The organism is Pseudomonas sp. XS1P51, from assembly GCF_054897845.1.
Genome location: NZ_CM142707.1, coordinates 3,622,835 through 3,641,664 on the forward strand (window position 1 = coordinate 3,622,835; position 18,830 = coordinate 3,641,664).

Sequence of the window (18,830 nt, forward strand, 5' to 3'; positions counted from 1 at the left end):
TCTACGTGACGGAACAGGCTGGTAACAAATCAACGACGTGGCAGGAACTGCAGCGGATCTACAGGTTTACCTTGTCGGCGAATCTCAAAATGCAGTTTCACCCGGTCTGTACCCGTTGACCCCATTTCGGCAATTGTCTGTCCGACCTTGACCTGCTGCCCCTCCCGAACCAACAGCCTGCGGTTATGTCCGTAGGCACTGACGTAGGTATCGCTGTGTTTGATGATGACTAATTCGCCGTAGCCCCTTAAGCCACTCCCGGCGTATACCACCGTCCCATCAGACGCAGCTAAAACAGGCTGTCCCAAATCTCCGGCGATATCAATTCCTTTATTCAAACTACCGTTTGAAGAGAATTTTCCAATCAGAATGCCATTAGATGGCCATCCCCAGCCGGTCGGGGCCGGGCCTGCGGGGGGCATCGGAGCGGGTGCCGGCTTGTTCGCGACGGACGGTACAACCACTGCCGTGTCCGTGGTCGCACCTGTTACCGGACGACGAAACACCGTGGTTTTACTCGATGACGAAGGTGTGGAACTGGACGAGCTGACTACCGTTGTCGGCGCTGTCGGCGTTGAACCGGTGCGACCGTCAAAGCGAATCGTCTGACCCGGATGGATCGTGTAAGGCGTAGGAATGTTGTTGCGTGCCGCGAGAGCCTTGTAGTCCCAGCCGTAGCGAAAGGCGATGGAGAACAACGTATCTTTAGGTCGGACCACGTACTGACCCGTGGTCACTGCCGGACGCTGGGCGACGGCATTGTTGCGATCGACGACGCGCACGTCGCTCGACTTGTTGCTGGAACAACCGACCAGCAAGGTACTCAAGACAAGGCCAGTCACCAGGCGCTGAAAGCTCGTTATACCCATTCGCTGCGCAATGACTGTGAGACTCACCCGCCGCTCCCTTTGTGGTGGCTGAAAATGTGGATCGCCGTGTTCCGGCATGAAATGTCGCAAGTATAACGGGCCGTGCAGGCTTTACCTTTAATGAAGCGAGTTGTGTTCGCGCACACGTTTGCTGCCTGACGATGAATCCCGTTTAACCGATCGATGCCGCTGTAAGACAGGGGCAATCGAAGAGAATTCAGCGTGCTGAAACAAATGCTCAGGCCAGTGGCCCATTGAGCAATGGAACGAAGCGCACCGCCCCCAGAACACGCCTGGAAAACCCGTGTTCTTCGCGGATGATCAGCATCAATTGTTGAACCTCACCGGACCCGACCGGAATCACCAGTCGCCCCCCCGGCGCCAACTGATCGAGCAGAGCCTGAGGTACGTCGGTCGCCACTGCAGTCACGATGATGCCATTGTACGGCGCCAGCGCGGGCCAGCCTTCCCAGCCATCACCCCAGCGGAACACTACGTTGCGCAGATTGAGCTCAACCAGGCGTTCCTTGGCCCGGTCCTGCAAAACCTTGATGCGCTCGACCGAAAACACCCGCTCGACCAGTTGCGACAGCACCGCCGTCTGGTAGCCCGAACCGGTACCGATCTCCATCACCTTGTCCAGCGGGCCGGCCTCCAGCAGCAACTCGCTCATACGGGCCACCATATAAGGCTGGGAGATGGTCTGGTTATGCCCGATCGGCAGCGCGGTATCTTCGTAAGCGCGATGGGCCAGCGCCTCGTCGACGAACAGGTGACGCGGTGTACGGCGGATGACTTCCAGCACCTTGGCGTTGGAAACCCCCTCTTCATACAGGCGCTGAATGAGGCGTTCGCGGGTCCGTTGAGAAGTCATCCCGATGCCGCGACGCAGAATATCGTCTTGTTCACGAGCCATTAGCGCAACCCCTCCAGCCAGCCATCGAGACTTCTGAAGGCATCATTGAAGGTGCGATCCAGTTGCAGTGGCGTGATTGAAACATAGCCCTGCATTACCGCATGAAAATCAGTGCCCGGGCCGCCATCCTCAGCGTCCCCCGCCGCGGCGATCCAGTAACCGGATTTGCCGCGTGGGTCGACCACTTTCATCGGTGCCGCCGCACGTGCGCGATGCCCGAGGCGGGTCAGCTGAATTCCGCGGATGTGGTCCAGCGGCAAATTGGGAATGTTCACGTTCAGTACCGTGCGCGGTGGCAGGTCAAGATCAGCGTGGGCTTCTACCAGTTTGCGCGCAAAGTAGGCGGCTGTGGGAAGGTTGTCTACTTGTCGTGAGACCAACGAAAAGGCAAACGAAGGGCGCTCCAGGAATCGCCCTTCAAGGGCGGCCGCCACGGTGCCGGAATAAAGCACATCGTCCCCCAGGTTGGCGCCCAGGTTGATACCGGAAACCACCATGTCCGGTTCGCGCTCCAGCAAGCCATTAAGGCCCAGGTGCACGCAATCGGTGGGTGTGCCATTGAGGCTGATAAAGCCATTGGCCAGGGTTTGCGGGTGCAACGGACGGTCGAGCGTCAGCGAGCTGCTGGCGCCGCTTTTGTCCTGGTCGGGGGCGATAACCACGCATTCGGTGTAATCCGCCAGCGCAGCATAAAGCGCGGCGAGACCGGGTGCGGTTACCCCATCGTCGTTAGAAATCAGAATACGCATGGGCTGTCCGTCTGCCCCACCGGCACCAGATCGACGAGTTCGCGCACCAATACAGTGGCGAAGCATCCGGCCGGCAGGACGAATTCCAGTTGCAGAATGTCAGGCTCGGGATAATGCCACGTCAACCCACCAATGGGCAGCCGCAGGATGCGACGTTCGTGGCTCATTCCGGCGTTAATCAACCAATCGCGCAAGTCTGCCTCGCGAGCGGCGATTGCCTGCTCCAGTTCATGGACCGCGCCCGTGGCCGGCGAGTCACCTTCGCCCCACTGCGGACCGGTTGGGTGCAGGTCGAGAATGGCCAGACGCGGGTCGCTGCACTCGGCCTCACCTGCCGGGAAGAAACTGCGGCTGTCGGTGAACGCCAGCAGATCGCCGACCTGGGCACGCTGCCAGGAACCGTCCGCGACGCGCGCCGCCAACACCTGATTGAACAGAAAACTGCGAGCAGTGGAGAGTAGCCGAGAACGCACATTGCGCTGTTCCGGCAAGGCCTTGCGGGCGGCCCATGCGCGAGCATCGACCACATTGCCGCCGTCAAACCCGAAACGCTGGGCGCCGAAATAATTGGGAATACCTTGCTTGGCGATCAGTTGCAGACGCGCTTCGATCGCCGCTTTGTCGCCCGCGAATTGCGTCAGGCGCAAAGTGAAACCATTGGCCGAGTGGGCACCGCGTTGCAGCTTACGTTTGTGCCGACCGGTCTTGAGGATTTTCAGTGTGTCGTTTTCTGCCGTCGACAGATCAGGGTCGGCCTTGCCCGGCAGTTGCACGCTGAACCACTGGCGAGTCAGCGCCTGACGATCCTTGAGCCCCGCGTAACTGACAGTGCGCAATGGAACGCCCGCGGCCTTGGCGATCCGCCGCGCCGCTTCTTCAGTATTCAGACCGCGCTTCTCCACCCAGATCCACAGGTGCTCGCCATCGCCACTGAGGGGGATATTGAGGACTTCATCAACCTGGAAATCTTCCGCCGTCGCCTTCAATACCGCAGTGCCGAGGGCCTCACCATAGGCCCGAGGGCCGAGCAATTGCAGTTCGTTCATGCGCGCAGCAACAAGGCAACGGAGTGCACGGCAATGCCTTCTTCGCGACCGACAAAGCCGAGCTTTTCAGTGGTGGTAGCTTTCACGTTCACTTGATCCAACTCAACTTGAAGATCCGCGGCAATCAGCGCGCGCATCAATTCGATATGCGGGGCCATTTTCGGCGCCTGGGCGACAATGGTGTTGTCAACGTTGCCGACCTTCCAGCCCTTGGCGTGGATCAGTGCGACGACGTGACGCAACAGCACACGGCTGTCGGCGCCTTTGAATGTTGGGTCGGTGTCCGGGAAATGCTTGCCGATATCACCCAGCGCAGCGGCGCCGAGCAAGGCATCGCTCAAGGCGTGCAGCAAGACGTCACCGTCGGAGTGAGCGAGCAGCCCGAAGCCGTGTGCAATACGCACACCGCCCAGAGTAATGAAATCGCCTTCAGCGAAACGGTGCACATCATAGCCGTGGCCAATACGCATAAAAAAACGCCCCGATTTTTGTCAGGGCGTGATTCTACCTGCTTTGTCGGACATTAGGGTCTGTTGACGTTTGGTGGCGAGCCGCGCTGCAGTGCCAAGTTGTGCGAGGCAAGGCGCGGGATGCAGCCAATGGTTGTTCCCTTGGCAAATCCCGCAACGCAGCATCGCGCAACTTGGCGCGCAACGCGGCCGTCACCGAACGTCAACAGACCCTACGCGCTTAGAGCATGCGCGTGATGTTGCAAGTGGTCGTCGATGAAGCTGGCGATGAAGAAATAGCTGTGGTCGTAGCCCGGTTGCAGGCGCAACGTCAGCGGATGACCGGCCAGTTTGGCCGCCTGTTGCAAGGCTTCAGGCTTGAGCTGGGTGGCCAGGAAATCGTCACGATCTCCTTGGTCGACCAGCAACGGCAGCTTCTCGTCGGCCTCGGCGATCAACGCACAGGCATCCCACTCGCGCCATTTCGAACGGTCTTCTCCCAGGTAACGGGAAAAGGCTTTCTGACCCCACGGGCAATCCATCGGATTGTTGATCGGCGAGAACGCCGACACCGACTGATAACGTCCCGGATTGCGCAATGCGCAAACCAGCGCGCCGTGGCCACCCATCGAATGACCACTGATGCCGCGCTTGTCCGATGCCGGGAAATGAGCTTCGACCAATGCCGGCAATTCCTGCACGACATAGTCATGCATCCGATAGTGCCGGGACCACGGTTCCTGCGTGGCATTCAGATAAAACCCGGCGCCAAGACCGAAGTCCCAGGCGCCATCCGGATCACCCGGCACATCAGGCCCGCGAGGGCTGGTGTCCGGTGCAACGATGATCAACCCCAGCTCGGCAGCCATGCGCATGGCGCCGGCCTTTTGCATGAAGTTTTCGTCGGTGCAGGTCAGGCCGGACAACCAGTACAGCACCGGCAACTTGCCGCCCTGCTCCGCTTGCGGCGGCAGGTACACGGCGAACACCATGTCGCAGCCAAGCACGTCGGAACGGTGCCGGTAACGTTTGTGCCAGCCGCCGAAGCTTTTCTGGCAGGAGATATTTTCCAGGCTCATGAGCGACCTCAGAAATGGATGACGCTACGGATGCTTTTGCCTTCGTGCATCAGGTCGAATGCCTTGTTGATATCTTCCAGGCCCATGGTGTGGGTGATGAAGGTATCCAGCGGGATTTCGCCGGTCTCGGCCATTTCGACATAGCTTGGCAACTCGGTACGGCCGCGCACGCCGCCGAACGCCGAACCGCGCCAGACTCGACCGGTGACCAATTGGAATGGACGGGTGGAGATTTCCTGACCGGCACCGGCCACACCGATGATCACCGACTCGCCCCAACCTTTGTGGCAGCACTCAAGTGCCGCACGCATCAACTGGACGTTGCCGATGCACTCGAAGGAAAAATCGACGCCGCCGTCAGTCATGTCGACGATGACTTCCTGGATCGGACGATCGAAGTCTTTCGGGTTCACGCAGTCGGTTGCACCCAACTGCTTGGCGATTTCGAATTTGGCCGGGTTGATGTCGATGGCGATGATGCGACCAGCCTTGGCCTTGACCGCACCTATGACTGCCGACAGACCGATGCCGCCAAGGCCGAAAATGGCGACGGTGTCACCCGGTTTCACCTTCGCCGTATTGATGACCGCGCCGATGCCGGTGGTGACACCGCAACCCAGCAGGCAGACTTTTTCCAGCGGCGCTTCTTTAGGAATTTTGGCGACGGAGATTTCCGGCAGCACGGTGTACTCGGAGAACGTCGAGGTGCCCATGTAGTGGAAAATCGGCTGGCCCTTGTAGGAAAAACGCGTAGTGCCGTCCGGCATCAGGCCTTTGCCCTGAGTCGCACGAATGGCCTGGCAGAGGTTGGTTTTGCCTGAAAGGCAGAATTTGCACTGGCGGCATTCCGGGGTGTACAGCGGAATCACATGATCGCCGACGGCGACGGAGGTCACGCCCTCGCCGATCGCTTCAACCACCGCGCCACCTTCGTGACCGAGGATCGACGGGAAAATACCTTCCGGATCAGCACCCGACAGCGTGTAGGCGTCGGTATGGCAGACACCGGAGGCAACCACACGCAGCAAAACTTCACCGGCCTTGGGCATGGCGACATCGACTTCAACGATCTCGAGGGGTTTCTTGGCCTCGAAGGCAACGGCGGCGCGCGACTTGATCATGCTGACTCTCCAGTGAATAAAAACGAGACAAGGAGTGTAATACACGGCCCAACGATGAATAATCGGGACAAATGCAAAATATTATTGCCGTACAGGGATAATCCTTCATGTCCGATAATCGCTGGGAAGGTATCGACGAGTTCGTCGCCGTGGCCGAGTGCAGCCAGTTCACCGCCGCGGCCGAGCGACTCGGGGTTTCGTCCTCCCATGTCAGTCGACAAATCGTACGCCTGGAAGAACGCCTGCAAACCCGTCTCCTTTACCGCAGTACTCGCCGGGTCACCCTGACGGAGGCCGGGCAAACATTTCTGCAACATTGCCAACGGTTACAGGACGGTCGCGAAGAAGCGCTGCGGGCTGTCAGCGACCTGACCAGTGAGCCCAAAGGCATGCTGCGCATGACCTGCGCCGTGGCCTATGGCGAGCGATTCATCGTGCCGCTGGTGACGCGTTTCATGGGGCTTTATCCGCAACTTCGAATTGATATAGAACTGAGCAATCGTCAACTCGATCTCGTACACGAAGGCCTGGACTTGGCGATCCGCCTCGGCCGTCTCCAGGACTCGCGACTGGTAGCGTCACGCCTGGCACCACGGCGCATGTATCTGTGCGCATCACCGTCCTACCTGGAACGGTATGGTCGCCCACACAGTTTGTCGGAACTGAGCCGCCACAACTGTCTCATCGGCAGCTCGGACATTTGGCAACTGGAACAGAACGCACGGGAATTTTCCCAGCGGGTGCAGGGAAACTGGCGCTGCAACAGTGGGCAAGCGGTATTGGATGCGGCGCTGCAAGGGGTTGGTTTGTGTCAGCTGCCGGACTATTACGTGCTGGAGCATCTGAAAAACGGCAACCTGATATCGCTGCTGGAAGCCCACCAACCGCCGAACACCGCCGTGTGGGCGCTTTATCCACAGCAGCGGCATCTTTCGCCGAAGGTGCGCAAGTTGGTGGATTATTTGAAGGATGGGTTGGCGTTAAGGCCGGAGTACAGGGTGTGAGGGTTTGAAGATCAAAAGATCGCAGCCTCGTTTCACTCGTCAGCTCCTACAAAGACCCGAGATATCGCGGTGAACGCAGACAATGTAGGAGCTGACGAGTGAAACGAGGCTGCGATCTTTTAGCGGCGGTTAGCCCAACGCTGCCGCAGCCATTCGAGGTCTTCGGGGCGAGTGATCTTGAGGTTGTCGGATCGCCCTTCGATCAGGCGCGGCGCCAGACCCGCCCACTCCATGGCCGAAGCTTCGTCGGTGATGACCGCATCGGCCACCAGACTGTCGGCCAATGCCCGATGCAACGCACCCAGGCGAAACATCTGTGGCGTATAAGCCTGCCAGATCACACGGCGATCCACGGTTTCGACGACACGGCCCTGCTTGTCGACCCGCTTGAGGGTATCGCGTGCCGGAACCGCCAGCAGTCCACCCACTGGATCATCCGCCAACTCACTCAGCAACTTGTCCAGATCATCACGGCCCAGATTTGGCCGCGCAGCATCGTGCACCAACACCCAGTCGTCATCGTCCGCACCCAGCGCATGCAAATGCAGCAACGCATTGAGCACTGACCCGGAACGCTCGGCCCCGCCGTCAACGCGTTGAATACGCGAATCGCGAGCACATGCCAGGTTCGGCCAGTAAGGATCATCAATAGCAAGACTGACCACCAATCCCTTCAGGGAAGGATGATCAAGGAAACAGCCCAGGCTGTGTTCGAGAATAGTGCGCCCGCCCAGTTGCAGGTATTGCTTGGGACGATCCGCAGCCATACGGGCACCGACGCCCGCGGCAGGAATTATGGCCCAGAAGGCCGGTAACGAGGGGTTCATTGAGCCAACTGGTAAAGGGTTTCACCGTCCTTGACCATGCCCAACTCATGACGAGCCCGCTCTTCAACGGTCTCCATGCCTTTTTTCAATTCACTGACTTCGGCGTCCATGACCCGATTGCGCTCCAGCAACCCTTCATTCTCAGCGTGTTGATCCGCGATCTGCTGAGTCAGTTCGGCCACTTGCGCCAGACTGCCATTACCCACCCACAGGCGGTATTGCAGGCCAGCCAGCAGCAGGAGCAAGACGAGGAACAACCAATTGGGACTGCGCATCGAATATCGGGTATCCAGTGAAAAAAGACAGCCATGCCAAAACTTTGAAGCTACTGATAGCACGAAGCCTGGAAGACCCAGGCTTGTACTCTTAAGGCATCAGATTAGTGGCAAAAACGTCGCTGTAGCGATTTTTCCGACACAATCCGGTGTCTTTTTACCAGTTAACGATTAACCGCGGAACTCGCTGCGACCGTTGTACTTGGCTTTGCCATTCAACTGCTCTTCGATACGCAGCAGTTGGTTGTACTTGGAAACGCGATCCGAACGGCACAGGGAACCGGTCTTGATCTGGCCAGCCGCGGTGCCCACAGCCAGGTCGGCAATGGTCGAATCTTCGGTTTCGCCGGAGCGGTGCGAGATCACGGCGGTGTAACCGGCGGCCTTGGCCATCTGGATGGCTTCCAGGGTTTCGGTCAGGGTGCCGATCTGGTTGAACTTGATCAGGATCGAGTTGGCGATCTTTTTATCGATGCCTTCTTTCAGGATCTTGGTGTTGGTCACGAACAGGTCGTCACCTACCAGCTGGGTTTTCTCGCCGATCTTGTCGGTGAGGATTTTCCAGCCAGCCCAGTCGGACTCGTCCAGGCCATCTTCGATGGAGATGATCGGGTAACGCTCGGTCAGGCCTTTGAGGTAGTCGGCGAAACCTTCAGCGGTGAACACCTGGCCTTCGCCGGACAGGTTGTATTTACCGTCTTCATAGAACTCGCTCGCGGCGCAGTCCAGTGCCAGGGTCACATCGGTGCCCAGCTTGTAACCGGCATTGGCCACAGCTTCGGAGATCACTTTCAACGCGTCTTCGTTGGAAGCCAGGTTCGGTGCGAAACCACCTTCGTCACCCACGGCAGTACTCAGGCCACGGGCCTTCAGAACGGCTTTGAGGTGATGGAAAATCTCGGTGCCCATGCGCAGACCTTCCGAGAAAGACTTGGCGCCAACCGGCTGAACCATGAATTCCTGGATGTCGACGTTGTTATCGGCGTGCTCGCCACCGTTGATGATGTTCATCATCGGAACCGGCATCGAGTAAACACCCGGGGTGCCGTTCAGGTTGGCGATGTGAGCGTACAGCGGCAGGTCCTGGTCCTGTGCTGCTGCCTTGGCCGCGGCCAGGGAAACGGCGAGGATTGCGTTAGCGCCCAGGGAACCTTTGTTTTCAGTACCGTCGAGCTTGATCATCGCGTGATCCAGCGCTTTCTGGTCGCTTGGGTCTGTACCTTTCAACAGGTCACGAATCGGACCGTTAATGTTGGCGACGGCTTTCAGAACGCCTTTGCCCAGGTAACGGCTCTTGTCGCCATCACGCAGCTCGAGCGCTTCACGCGAGCCAGTGGAAGCACCGGACGGCGCGCAAGCGCTACCGATGATGCCGTTATCGAGAAGCACGTCAGCTTCCACGGTGGGGTTGCCACGGGAGTCGAGAACTTCACGACCTTTGATGTCGACGATTTTTGCCATTGTTGTAAACACTCCAAAGTTGACGAAAACGACGCAGCTGAAGGAAATCTTTTATCGCCGGCAAGTAGATGTGCAACGGGCAGACTTGCGGACGATAAGGCTCAGGCCCGAGGGCCTGAGCAACAAATCGTGCGGTACTTTACCGGAGAAATAAGAATTACGCGGTTTCTACCGTCGGAAAACTCTTCACCAGTTCGTCCAAAGCTTTGAGCTGGGCCAGGAATGGCTCCAGTTTATCCAGACGCAAGGCGCAAGGGCCGTCGCATTTGGCGTTGTCCGGGTCCGGGTGGGCTTCGAGGAACAGGCCGGCCAACGACTGACTCATGCCGGCCTTGGCCAGGTCGGTGACCTGGGCGCGACGACCACCAGCGGAATCGGAGCGACCACCGGGCATTTGCAGCGCGTGGGTCACGTCGAAGAACACCGGGTATTCGAACTGCTTCATGATGCCGAAGCCGAGCATGTCGACGACCAGGTTGTTGTAGCCGAAGCTCGAACCGCGTTCGCAGAGGATCAACTGATCGTTACCCGCTTCCACGCATTTGCTCAGGATGTGTTTCATTTCCTGAGGCGCGAGGAACTGGGCTTTCTTGATGTTGATCACCGCACCGGTCTTGGCCATCGCGACCACAAGGTCGGTCTGGCGCGACAGGAAGGCCGGCAGCTGGATGATGTCGCAGACTTCAGCGACGACCGCGGCCTGATCAGGTTCGTGGACGTCAGTGATGATCGGCACGCCGAAGGCTTGCTTGATGTCCTGGAAAATCCGCATGCCCTCTTCCAGGCCGGGGCCACGGTAAGAGGTCACGGACGAACGGTTGGCCTTGTCGAAACTGGCCTTGAACACGTAAGGGATACCGAGTTTCCCGGTAACCTTCACGTACTCTTCGCAGACCTGCATCGCCATGTCGCGGCTTTCCAGCACGTTCATGCCACCGAACAGCACCATTGGCTTGTCGTTGGCAATCTCGATATCGCCTACACGGATGATCTTCTGCGCCATCGGATTTACGCCTTCTTCTGGTGTTGAACCAAAGCTGCTTTAACGAAACCGCTGAACAACGGGTGACCGTCGCGTGGTGTCGAGGTGAACTCAGGGTGGAACTGGCAAGCGACGAACCAAGGATGATCCGGAGCTTCGACCACTTCAACCAGCGCGCCATCACCAGAACGACCGGAGATTTTCAGACCGGCCTCGATGATTTGCGGCAGCAGGTTGTTGTTCACTTCGTAGCGATGACGGTGACGCTCGACGATCACGTCCTTGGCGTAGCAATCGTGCACCAGGGAGCCCGGCTCAAGCAGGCAATCCTGGGCGCCGAGGCGCATGGTGCCGCCCAGGTCGGACGCTTCGGTACGGATTTCGACTGCGCCGGTGGCATCTTCCCACTCGGTGATCAGACCCACGACCGGGTGACCGCTGGTGCGATCGAACTCGGTGGAGTTGGCGTCTTTCCAGCCCATGACGTTACGAGCGAACTCGATCACGGCCACTTGCATGCCCAGGCAGATGCCCAGGTACGGAACCTTGTTTTCGCGAGCGTATTGAACGGCAGTGATCTTGCCTTCCACGCCACGCAGACCGAAGCCGCCAGGTACCAGGATCGCGTCGACACCTTCCAGCAGCGCGGTGCCCTGGTTTTCGATGTCTTCGGAATCGATGTAGCGCAGATTGACCTTGGTGCGGTTGCTGATGCCGGCGTGACTCATCGCTTCGATCAGCGACTTGTAGGCATCGAGCAATTCCATGTACTTGCCGACCATGGCGATGGTGACTTCGTGCTCAGGGTTGAGCTTGGCGTCGACCACGGCTTCCCACTCGGACAGATCAGCACCGCCGCATTGCAGGCCGAAACGCTCGACAACAAAATCATCCAGGCCCTGGGAGTGCAGGATGCCCGGGATCTTGTAGATGGTGTCGGCGTCTTCCAGTGCAATCACCGCACGTTCTTCAACGTTGGTGAACTGCGCGATCTTGCGACGCGAGGAGATATCGATCGGGTGATCGGAGCGGCACACCAGCACGTCAGGTTGCAGGCCGATGGAACGCAGTTCCTTGACCGAGTGCTGGGTTGGCTTGGTTTTGGTTTCGCCGGCAGTGGCGATGTACGGCACCAGCGTCAGGTGCATCAGCATCGCGCGCTTGGCGCCGACTTCGAAACGCAACTGACGGATCGCTTCGAGGAACGGTTGCGACTCGATGTCACCGACGGTGCCGCCGATCTCGACCATGGCCACGTCGGCATCGCCGGCGCCCTTGATGATCCGGCGCTTGATCTCGTCGGTGATGTGCGGGATCACCTGGATGGTGGCGCCCAGGTAATCACCACGGCGCTCTTTGCGCAGGACGTGTTCGTAGACACGGCCGGTGGTGAAGTTGTTGTTCTGGGTCATGGTCGTGCGGATGAACCGCTCGTAGTGGCCCAGGTCCAGGTCGGTCTCGGCGCCGTCGTGGGTGACGAACACTTCACCGTGCTGGAACGGGCTCATGGTGCCCGGATCGACGTTGATGTACGGATCCAGCTTCAGCATGGTGACCTTAAGTCCCCGCGCCTCCAGGATGGCCGCCAATGAAGCCGATGCAATGCCTTTCCCCAAAGAAGAAACAACACCGCCCGTGACGAATATGTAGCGCGTCATGAAAAACCCTAGAAGTCTGCGTTAAAGCGGTCCGAGCCGCCGGGGAAAGCGAAGGAAGGCCGAAGCCCCCGATCACCTGCATTAATCACAGTGCAACCTTCGAAAAAACCGCCGCGTTGGGACAGACCGGGAGATGAAACACCGGTACGTTGCTCGCTACACATTTTTTGGAATCGCCCAGCAAAGACTGCTTGGTAATCGGCAACTCCTGCAATTCAGGCGAATCCACAGAAGTTGTATCAAGAAGGGAGCGTAGTCTACCGGAAAGCCCCTTTCAGCTCAAACCTTGATCTTCGTTCGGCGGCTGCCAATGCAAATTCCAGCCGTCCTGCACGCTACCATTCAAGCCCCGAAGGTTCGCCACCGCCAGCAATTGCTCGCCCCGGTAGAGCAGCGGCAATCTGCCACGGACAAATGACGGCAACCCATTTTCGTTAAGCAAACGCTTCAGATCGCGATGGCCGCGATCGGGTAACGTCATGACCTCACCGCCTTCACGATAGCGGATATGCAGCGCACCATCGGGGATTCGACCGGTGAGTTTGAGCACGCCGTTGTCCGGCAACGCCAGTGATAGCAAGGGATCAGGCCAGTTCCCGGCGACAGGAGCAGGACGCAACCAACAGCCGGACAACCACCAGATACGCCCGCCCGCCCGATGCAGTTCGCCATCTGCCAACCGCCAGATGGGACGGGCATCGCCGGTGGCGTCGCGCAAATCCTCCCAACCCGACCAATGGTCGCTGTCCGGCAGGCGCGTCAACTCGGCGAGCCAGTGGCTCATGGCATTTCTCTGGCGAGCGGCGGAGAGTTTTGTCAGCGCCGACAGATCCAGGGACGGCAAACCCAGCCAGTCGAATTCACTGAGCGTACTGGCGTAGACCAGATCAATGTGTGCCAGCTCATCGAGCAACCCCTGCGCTTCGTTCAGATGCGCTGCGCTGCGCGCAATGGTCGCCGCCGCTTGCGGCCAGCGCTCGGTCAATACCGGGAGCACCTGATGCCTCAGATAATTGCGCGAGAATTGTCGGTCCTGATTCGAGGGGTCTTCAATCCAGCGCAACTGATGTTCGGACGCGTAGGTCTCAAGCTCGACGCGAGTGACATCGAGTAACGGTCGCAACAGATGCCCCCGCCCCAAAGAACGCTTGCCCGGCATCCCCGACAACCCTCTCACCCCTGCCCCACGCAGCAACCGAAACAACAGGGTTTCTGCCTGATCATCACGGTGTTGAGCGGTCAGCAACACCTCATTGGCCTGAGTGGCCTGGATGAATGCGCCATATCTGGCATCCCGGGCTGCACGCTCGAGGCTGGCGCCGGGTTGAACCTGGACGCGAATCACCTGTAGCGGCACACCCAGCGCATCACAGACCGACTGGCAATGTTCCGGCCACGCATCAGCCGCAGCCTGTAGGCCATGATGGATATGGATGGCGCTCAGCGCCGGCAGGGATTCGGTTTTTGCGAGGTTCGCGAGAAGGTGCAGCAGGACGGTGGAGTCGAGACCACCGGAGAAGGCGATGCGCCAGACGGCGGCTTTGCGCCAGGGTTTGAGATTCAGCAGAACCCTGGAAGACAAATCAATCGCGGACTGACCCATATCTTTCCTTTGCACAAATCAAATGTGGGAGCGAGCCTGCTCGCGAAGGCGGCTGAACATTCAACACATCAGTTGACTGTTATAGCGCTTTCGCGAGCAGGCTCGCTCCCACATGGGCAGAGCGAGGTCAGATCAGAGACCGTAGCTCATCAGACGCTCATAACGACGGGCCAACAGCGCTTCGTTATCGAACTTCTTCAGCATCGCCAGTTGCGAAGTCAGCTCGGCACGGATCGATGCAGCCGCAGCAGCAGGATCACGGTGCGCACCGCCCAAAGGCTCGCCGATCACTTTATCCACGATGCCCAGGCCTTTGAGGCGCTCGGCGGTGATGCCCATGGCTTCGGCGGCATCCGGTGCTTTCTCGGCGGTTTTCCACAGGATCGAGGCGCAACCTTCCGGCGAAATCACCGCGTAAGTCGAGTACTGCAGCATGTTCAACTGGTCGCAAACGCCGATTGCCAGAGCACCACCGGAACCACCCTCACCGATCACGGTGGCGATGATTGGGGTTTTCAGGCGGGCCATGACGCGCAGGTTCCAGGCAATCGCTTCGCTCTGGTTGCGCTCTTCAGCGTCGATGCCTGGGTAAGCGCCCGGGGTGTCGATGAAGGTCAGGATCGGCATTTTGAAACGTTCGGCCATCTCCATCAGGCGGCACGCCTTGCGGTAGCCTTCCGGACGCGGCATGCCGAAGTTGCGGCGAACTTTCTCGCGCACTTCACGGCCTTTCTGGTGACCGATGATCATCACCGGCTGGTCGTCCAGACGGGCAATACCGCCAACGATGGCAGCGTCGTCGGAGAAGTGACGGTCGCCGTGCAATTCGTCGAACTCGGTGAAGATGTGTTCGATGTAGTCCAGGGTGTACGGACGTTTCGGGTGACGCGCCAGACGCGCGATCTGCCAGCTGGTCAGCTTGCCGAAGATGTCTTCGGTCAGCGTGCTGCTTTTGTCCTGCAGGCGGGAGATCTCATCGCCGATATTCAGCGAATTGTCGTTACCGACCAAGCGCAACTCTTCGATCTTGGCTTGCAGGTCGGCGATCGGCTGTTCGAAATCTAGAAAATTCGGGTTCATAGGCGTCCGTCTTGGGTCGACGTCCAAGAGAGCTTGGGCCGGCCGGTTGTCTATTCGCGCCCTACCTTAAGGGACAGGCGCGTTCAGGTCGAGATTAAAAATTCAGGGTCGAGATCAGGTGCATCAATGGCACCTGGCCGTCAACGGTATTGGAGGAAGACGTTGTCTCGCCCGAACTGGTCACGCAAGGCTTGAATCAACGCATCCGCCGGATCGATCCGCCAGGTCTCGCCGAACTGCAGCAAGGCCTTCGCATCGGGACTTGTGTACTCCATGGTGATCGGGCACGCACCGCGGTGACGCTTGAACAACTCACCCAGCCAGCGTAGCTGATCCCCCTTGAGGTCCTTGGTCTGCAGCTTCAAGCGCAGGCTTTCGGCCAGGTTGGTGCGCGCATCTTCCATGCTCATCACCCGCTTGACCCGCAACCGCAGGCCACCGGAGAAATCATCGTTACTGACTTCGCCTTCAACCACCACCATCGCGTCGGTCTGCAACAACGACTGCGCCGAATGGAACGCGTCGGCGAACAACGAGGCTTCAATCCGGCCAGAGCGGTCATCGAGGGTGATGAAACCCATCTTGTCGCCCTTTTTGTTCTTCATCACTCGCAGGGCGATGATCATGCCCGCGACCGTCTGGGTATCCCGAGCCGGTTTCAGGTCGATGATGCGCTGACGGGCGAAGCGACGGATCTCGCCTTCGTATTCGTCGATCGGGTGACCGGTCAGGTACAGGCCCAGGGTATCTTTTTCCCCTTTCAGGCGTTCCTTGAGGGTCAGCTCCTTCGCGTTGCGGTGATTGGCGTAGACATCGGCGTCTTCCTCGACAAACAGCCCGCCGAACAGGTCCGCGTGACCACTGTCGTGTGTGCGTGCAGTTTGTTCGGCCGCCTTGATCGCCCCTTCCATCGCAGTCAGCAACACCGCGCGATTTTGGTCGATGTTGGCTTGATAGGCTTTCGGTTCGTCATGAAAAAACGGCCCCAGACGATCCAGCGCACCGCTGCGGATCAAACCGTCCAGGGTGCGCTTGTTGATACGTTTGAGATCGACACGGGCGCAGAAATCGAACAGATCCGTGAACGGACCGTCCTGACGCGCTTCAGTGATCGCCTCGACCGGACCTTCGCCCACGCCTTTGATCGCGCCCAGCCCGTAAATGATGCGGCCTTCGTCGTTCACCGTGAACTTGAACTCCGAGGTGTTCACGTCCGGCGCGTCGAGGCGCAGCTTCATGGTCCGCACTTCTTCGATCAAGGTCACGACCTTGTCGGTGTTGTGCATATCCGCCGAGAGTACCGCGGCCATGAACGGCGCCGGGTAGTGGGCTTTCAGCCAGGCCGTCTGGTACGACACCAGGCCGTAAGCGGCGGAGTGGGATTTGTTGAAGCCGTAACCGGCGAATTTTTCTACCAGGTCGAAAATGTTACCGGCCAGGTCCGCATCAATGTTGTTGGTGGTGCAACCTTCAATGAAGCCGCCGCGCTGCTTGGCCATTTCTTCGGGTTTTTTCTTACCCATGGCCCGACGCAGCATGTCCGCACCGCCGAGGGTGTAACCGGCCATGACCTGGGCAATCTGCATCACCTGTTCCTGATACAGGATGATGCCGTAAGTCGGTGCCAATACTGGCTTGAGGCCTTCGTACTGGTAGTCCGAGTGCGGGTACGCCAGTTCGGCGCGACCGTGCTTACGGTTGATGAAGTCGTCCACCATGCCCGATTGCAGCGGGCCCGGACGGAACAGGGCCACCAGTGCGATCAAGTCTTCCAGGCAGTCGGGCTTGAGCTTTTTGATCAGCTCCTTCATCCCGCGCGACTCAAGCTGGAACACCGCCGTGGTTTCGGCTTTTTGCAGCAATTGGTAAGTCGGCTTGTCATCCAGAGGGATGAAAGCAATATCCAGCGGCGGCTCGTTGACCTTGGCACGCTCGCGGTTGATGGTTTTCAGCGCCCAGTCGATGATCGTCAGGGTTCGCAGACCGAGGAAGTCGAACTTCACCAGACCCGCCGCCTCGACGTCATCCTTGTCGAACTGGGTTACCAGTCCATCACCGGCTTCGTCGCAATAGATCGGCGAGAAGTCAGTCAGCTTGGTCGGCGCGATCACCACACCACCGGCGTGCTTGCCGACGTTACGCACAACGCCTTCGAGCTTGCGGGCCATTTCCCAGATTTCCGCAGCCTCTTCATCGACCTTGATGAAGTCACGCAGGATTTCTTCCTGTTCGTAGGCTTTTTCCAGGGTCATGCCCACTTCGAACGGAATCATCTTCGACAGACGATCCGCCAGACCGTAGGACTTGCCCTGCACCCGCGCCACGTCACGGACCACGGCTTTCGCCGCCATGGAACCGAAGGTGATGATCTGGCTTACCGCGTTGCGACCGTATTTCTCGGCCACGTAGTCGATCACGCGGTCGCGACCGTCCATGCAGAAGTCGACGTCGAAGTCGGGCATGGAAACCCGTTCCGGGTTAAGGAAACGTTCGAACAGCAGGTCATATTCCAGCGGGTCAAGGTCGGTGATCTTCTGCACGTAGGCCACCAGCGACCCGGCACCCGACCCACGGCCCGGACCTACCGGTACGCCGTTGTTCTTGGCCCACTGGATAAAGTCCATAACGATCAGGAAGTAACCGGGGAAGCCCATCTGGATGATGATATCCAGCTCGAAATTCAGCCGGTCGACGTAGACCTGACGCTTGGCCTCGTAGTCTTCCGTGGTGTCCTTGGGCAGCAGCACACTGAGTCGTTCTTCCAGACCATCGAACGACACCTTGCGGAAATACTCGTCGATGGTCATGCCATCGGGAATAGGGAAATTGGGCAGGAAGTGCTTGCCCAGCTTCACTTCGATGTTGCAGCGCTTGGCGATCTCGACGGTATTGGCCAGCGCTTCGGGAATGTCACTGAACAGCTCGGCCATTTCCTCGGCGCTTTTGAGGTACTGCTGATCGCTGTAATTCTTCGACCGCCGCGGATCGTCGAGGGCGCGGCCCTCACCGATGCAAACGCGGGTTTCGTGAGCTTCGAAGTCTTCCTGCTTGATAAAGCGCACGTCGTTGGTCGCGACCAGCGGCGCGCCGAGTTTCTCGGCCAGGGCCACGGCGCCGTGCAGTTGTTCTTCGTCGTTGGGGCGGTTGGTGCGCTGGATTTCCAGATAGAAACGGTCCGGGAAGACCGCCATCCATTCGCGGGCCAGGGTTTCGGCTTCCGCCGGGTTGCCGCCGAGCATGGCCAGGCCGATTTCGCCCTCTTTCGCCGCCGACAGCATGATCAAGCCTTCGCTGGCTTCGGCCACCCACTCGCGCTCGATAATGATCGAGCCATTGCGCTGACCGTCGATGAAGCCGCGCGAGATCAGTTCGGTGAGGTTGCGATAACCCACGGCGTTCATCGCCAGCAGGCTGATCCGGCTCAACGGGTTGTCCGGATCCTTGTTCGACAACCACAGGTCGGCGCCGCAGATCGGCTTGATCCCCGCACCCATGGCCGCCTTATAGAATTTGACCAGGGAACACATGTTGTTCTGGTCGGTGACCGCTACGGCAGGCATGTTCATGCCGACCAGGGTCTTGACCAGCGGTTTGATCCGCACCAGACCGTCGACCAGGGAGTATTCAGTGTGCAGGCGTAGATGAACGAATGAAGCCGGCATAGTGATCCTGTCTAAAACGTGAAGACAACAAGGCCCGGAAATCCGGAGT

The 18,830-nt window shown here is 58.9% G+C and carries 16 protein-coding genes; 1 reads left to right on the forward strand and 15 read right to left on the reverse strand.

Annotated features, from left to right (window positions below):
• Positions 1 to 29: 29 nt before the first annotated feature.
• The 7 genes from ACYZUD_RS16845 to ACYZUD_RS16875 form a co-directional block, all read right to left on the reverse strand.
• Positions 30 to 896, reverse strand: coding sequence for a peptidoglycan DD-metalloendopeptidase family protein (locus ACYZUD_RS16845; RefSeq protein ID WP_462025005.1), 867 nt, complete (start codon positions 894 to 896; stop codon positions 30 to 32).
• 211 nt (positions 897 to 1,107) lie between these two features.
• Positions 1,108 to 1,743: a protein-L-isoaspartate(D-aspartate) O-methyltransferase gene (locus ACYZUD_RS16850; RefSeq protein ID WP_462025053.1), complete on the reverse strand. Its 636-nt coding sequence runs from the start codon at positions 1,741 to 1,743 to the stop codon at positions 1,108 to 1,110.
• A 41-nt stretch (positions 1,744 to 1,784) separates the two neighbouring features.
• Positions 1,785 to 2,534: a 5'/3'-nucleotidase SurE gene (gene surE / locus ACYZUD_RS16855; protein WP_462025006.1), complete on the reverse strand. Its 750-nt coding sequence runs from the start codon at positions 2,532 to 2,534 to the stop codon at positions 1,785 to 1,787.
• Positions 2,522 to 3,580: a tRNA pseudouridine(13) synthase TruD gene (truD, locus tag ACYZUD_RS16860; RefSeq protein ID WP_462025007.1), complete on the reverse strand. Its 1,059-nt coding sequence runs from the start codon at positions 3,578 to 3,580 to the stop codon at positions 2,522 to 2,524. The genes surE and truD overlap by 13 nt, the downstream gene beginning before the upstream one ends.
• Positions 3,577 to 4,050 carry a 2-C-methyl-D-erythritol 2,4-cyclodiphosphate synthase gene (ispF, locus tag ACYZUD_RS16865; protein ID WP_462025008.1) on the reverse strand — a complete coding sequence of 158 codons (474 nt, stop codon included), beginning with the start codon at positions 4,048 to 4,050 and terminating at the stop codon, positions 3,577 to 3,579. Before ispF ends, truD begins: the two co-directional genes overlap by 4 nt.
• Before the next feature lie 212 nt (positions 4,051 to 4,262).
• A complete protein-coding gene (gene fghA, locus ACYZUD_RS16870) occupies positions 4,263 to 5,108 on the reverse strand; it encodes an S-formylglutathione hydrolase (RefSeq protein WP_462025009.1) in 846 nt (281 codons plus the stop codon).
• An 8-nt stretch (positions 5,109 to 5,116) separates the two neighbouring features.
• Positions 5,117 to 6,229 (reverse strand): S-(hydroxymethyl)glutathione dehydrogenase/class III alcohol dehydrogenase, encoded by a 1,113-nt coding sequence (locus tag ACYZUD_RS16875; RefSeq protein ID WP_462025010.1) that lies wholly within the window; start codon positions 6,227 to 6,229, stop codon positions 5,117 to 5,119.
• Between the two features lie 107 nt (positions 6,230 to 6,336).
• On the opposite strand from ACYZUD_RS16875, the gene ACYZUD_RS16880 reads away from it, so the two are divergent.
• Positions 6,337 to 7,233 carry a LysR family transcriptional regulator gene (locus ACYZUD_RS16880; protein ID WP_462025011.1) on the forward strand — a complete coding sequence of 299 codons (897 nt, stop codon included), beginning with the start codon at positions 6,337 to 6,339 and terminating at the stop codon, positions 7,231 to 7,233.
• A gap of 119 nt (positions 7,234 to 7,352) precedes the next feature.
• On the opposite strand, the gene ispD is transcribed toward ACYZUD_RS16880, so the two are convergent.
• The 8 genes from ispD to dnaE form a co-directional block, all read right to left on the reverse strand.
• Positions 7,353 to 8,060: a 2-C-methyl-D-erythritol 4-phosphate cytidylyltransferase gene (gene ispD, locus ACYZUD_RS16885; RefSeq protein ID WP_462025012.1), complete on the reverse strand. Its 708-nt coding sequence runs from the start codon at positions 8,058 to 8,060 to the stop codon at positions 7,353 to 7,355.
• Entirely contained in the window at positions 8,057 to 8,335 is a 279-nt protein-coding gene (ftsB, locus tag ACYZUD_RS16890) for a cell division protein FtsB (protein ID WP_008028992.1), read from the reverse strand. Before ftsB ends, ispD begins: the two co-directional genes overlap by 4 nt.
• A gap of 171 nt (positions 8,336 to 8,506) precedes the next feature.
• Complete coding sequence (eno, locus tag ACYZUD_RS16895) at positions 8,507 to 9,796, reverse strand: phosphopyruvate hydratase (protein ID WP_131059171.1); 1,290 nt, start codon at positions 9,794 to 9,796, stop codon at positions 8,507 to 8,509.
• Between the two features lie 157 nt (positions 9,797 to 9,953).
• Entirely contained in the window at positions 9,954 to 10,799 is an 846-nt protein-coding gene (gene kdsA, locus ACYZUD_RS16900) for a 3-deoxy-8-phosphooctulonate synthase (protein ID WP_462019331.1), read from the reverse strand.
• Positions 10,800 to 10,804: 5 nt separating this feature from the next.
• Positions 10,805 to 12,436, reverse strand: coding sequence for a CTP synthase (locus ACYZUD_RS16905; protein ID WP_462019332.1), 1,632 nt, complete (start codon positions 12,434 to 12,436; stop codon positions 10,805 to 10,807).
• Between the two features lie 274 nt (positions 12,437 to 12,710).
• On the reverse strand, positions 12,711 to 14,039 hold the full coding sequence (gene tilS, locus ACYZUD_RS16910; protein ID WP_462019333.1) for a tRNA lysidine(34) synthetase TilS: 1,329 nt from the start codon (positions 14,037 to 14,039) through the stop codon (positions 12,711 to 12,713).
• Between the two features lie 132 nt (positions 14,040 to 14,171).
• The gene (locus ACYZUD_RS16915) at positions 14,172 to 15,119 is read right to left on the reverse strand and encodes an acetyl-CoA carboxylase carboxyltransferase subunit alpha (RefSeq protein ID WP_462019334.1); all 948 of its coding nucleotides are present in this window, start codon (positions 15,117 to 15,119) and stop codon (positions 14,172 to 14,174) included.
• A gap of 140 nt (positions 15,120 to 15,259) precedes the next feature.
• Entirely contained in the window at positions 15,260 to 18,781 is a 3,522-nt protein-coding gene (gene dnaE, locus ACYZUD_RS16920) for a DNA polymerase III subunit alpha (protein WP_462019335.1), read from the reverse strand.
• Positions 18,782 to 18,830 lie beyond the last annotated feature (49 nt).

Excerpts from the sequence above, each read along its gene's own strand:
- ACYZUD_RS16875 (WP_462025010.1), bottom strand. The coding sequence starts at position 6,229 with ATGATCAAGTCGCGCGCCGCCGTTGCCTTCGAGGCCAAGAAACCCCTC.
- tilS (WP_462019333.1), bottom strand. The coding sequence starts at position 14,039 with ATGGGTCAGTCCGCGATTGATTTGTCTTCCAGGGTTCTGCTGAATCTC.
- kdsA (WP_462019331.1), bottom strand. The coding sequence starts at position 10,799 with ATGGCGCAGAAGATCATCCGTGTAGGCGATATCGAGATTGCCAACGAC.
- fghA (WP_462025009.1), bottom strand. The coding sequence starts at position 5,108 with ATGAGCCTGGAAAATATCTCCTGCCAGAAAAGCTTCGGCGGCTGGCAC.
- ACYZUD_RS16850 (WP_462025053.1), bottom strand. The coding sequence starts at position 1,743 with ATGACTTCTCAACGGACCCGCGAACGCCTCATTCAGCGCCTGTATGAA.
- ACYZUD_RS16880 (WP_462025011.1), top strand. The coding sequence starts at position 6,337 with ATGTCCGATAATCGCTGGGAAGGTATCGACGAGTTCGTCGCCGTGGCC.
- dnaE (WP_462019335.1), bottom strand. The coding sequence starts at position 18,781 with ATGCCGGCTTCATTCGTTCATCTACGCCTGCACACTGAATACTCCCTG.
- truD (WP_462025007.1), bottom strand. The coding sequence starts at position 3,580 with ATGAACGAACTGCAATTGCTCGGCCCTCGGGCCTATGGTGAGGCCCTC.
- ACYZUD_RS16905 (WP_462019332.1), bottom strand. The coding sequence starts at position 12,436 with ATGACGCGCTACATATTCGTCACGGGCGGTGTTGTTTCTTCTTTGGGG.
- eno (WP_131059171.1), bottom strand. The coding sequence starts at position 9,796 with ATGGCAAAAATCGTCGACATCAAAGGTCGTGAAGTTCTCGACTCCCGT.
- ispF (WP_462025008.1), bottom strand. The coding sequence starts at position 4,050 with ATGCGTATTGGCCACGGCTATGATGTGCACCGTTTCGCTGAAGGCGAT.
- ftsB (WP_008028992.1), bottom strand. The coding sequence starts at position 8,335 with ATGCGCAGTCCCAATTGGTTGTTCCTCGTCTTGCTCCTGCTGCTGGCT.
- surE (WP_462025006.1), bottom strand. The coding sequence starts at position 2,534 with ATGCGTATTCTGATTTCTAACGACGATGGGGTAACCGCACCCGGTCTC.
- ACYZUD_RS16915 (WP_462019334.1), bottom strand. The coding sequence starts at position 15,119 with ATGAACCCGAATTTTCTAGATTTCGAACAGCCGATCGCCGACCTGCAA.
- ispD (WP_462025012.1), bottom strand. The coding sequence starts at position 8,060 with ATGAACCCCTCGTTACCGGCCTTCTGGGCCATAATTCCTGCCGCGGGC.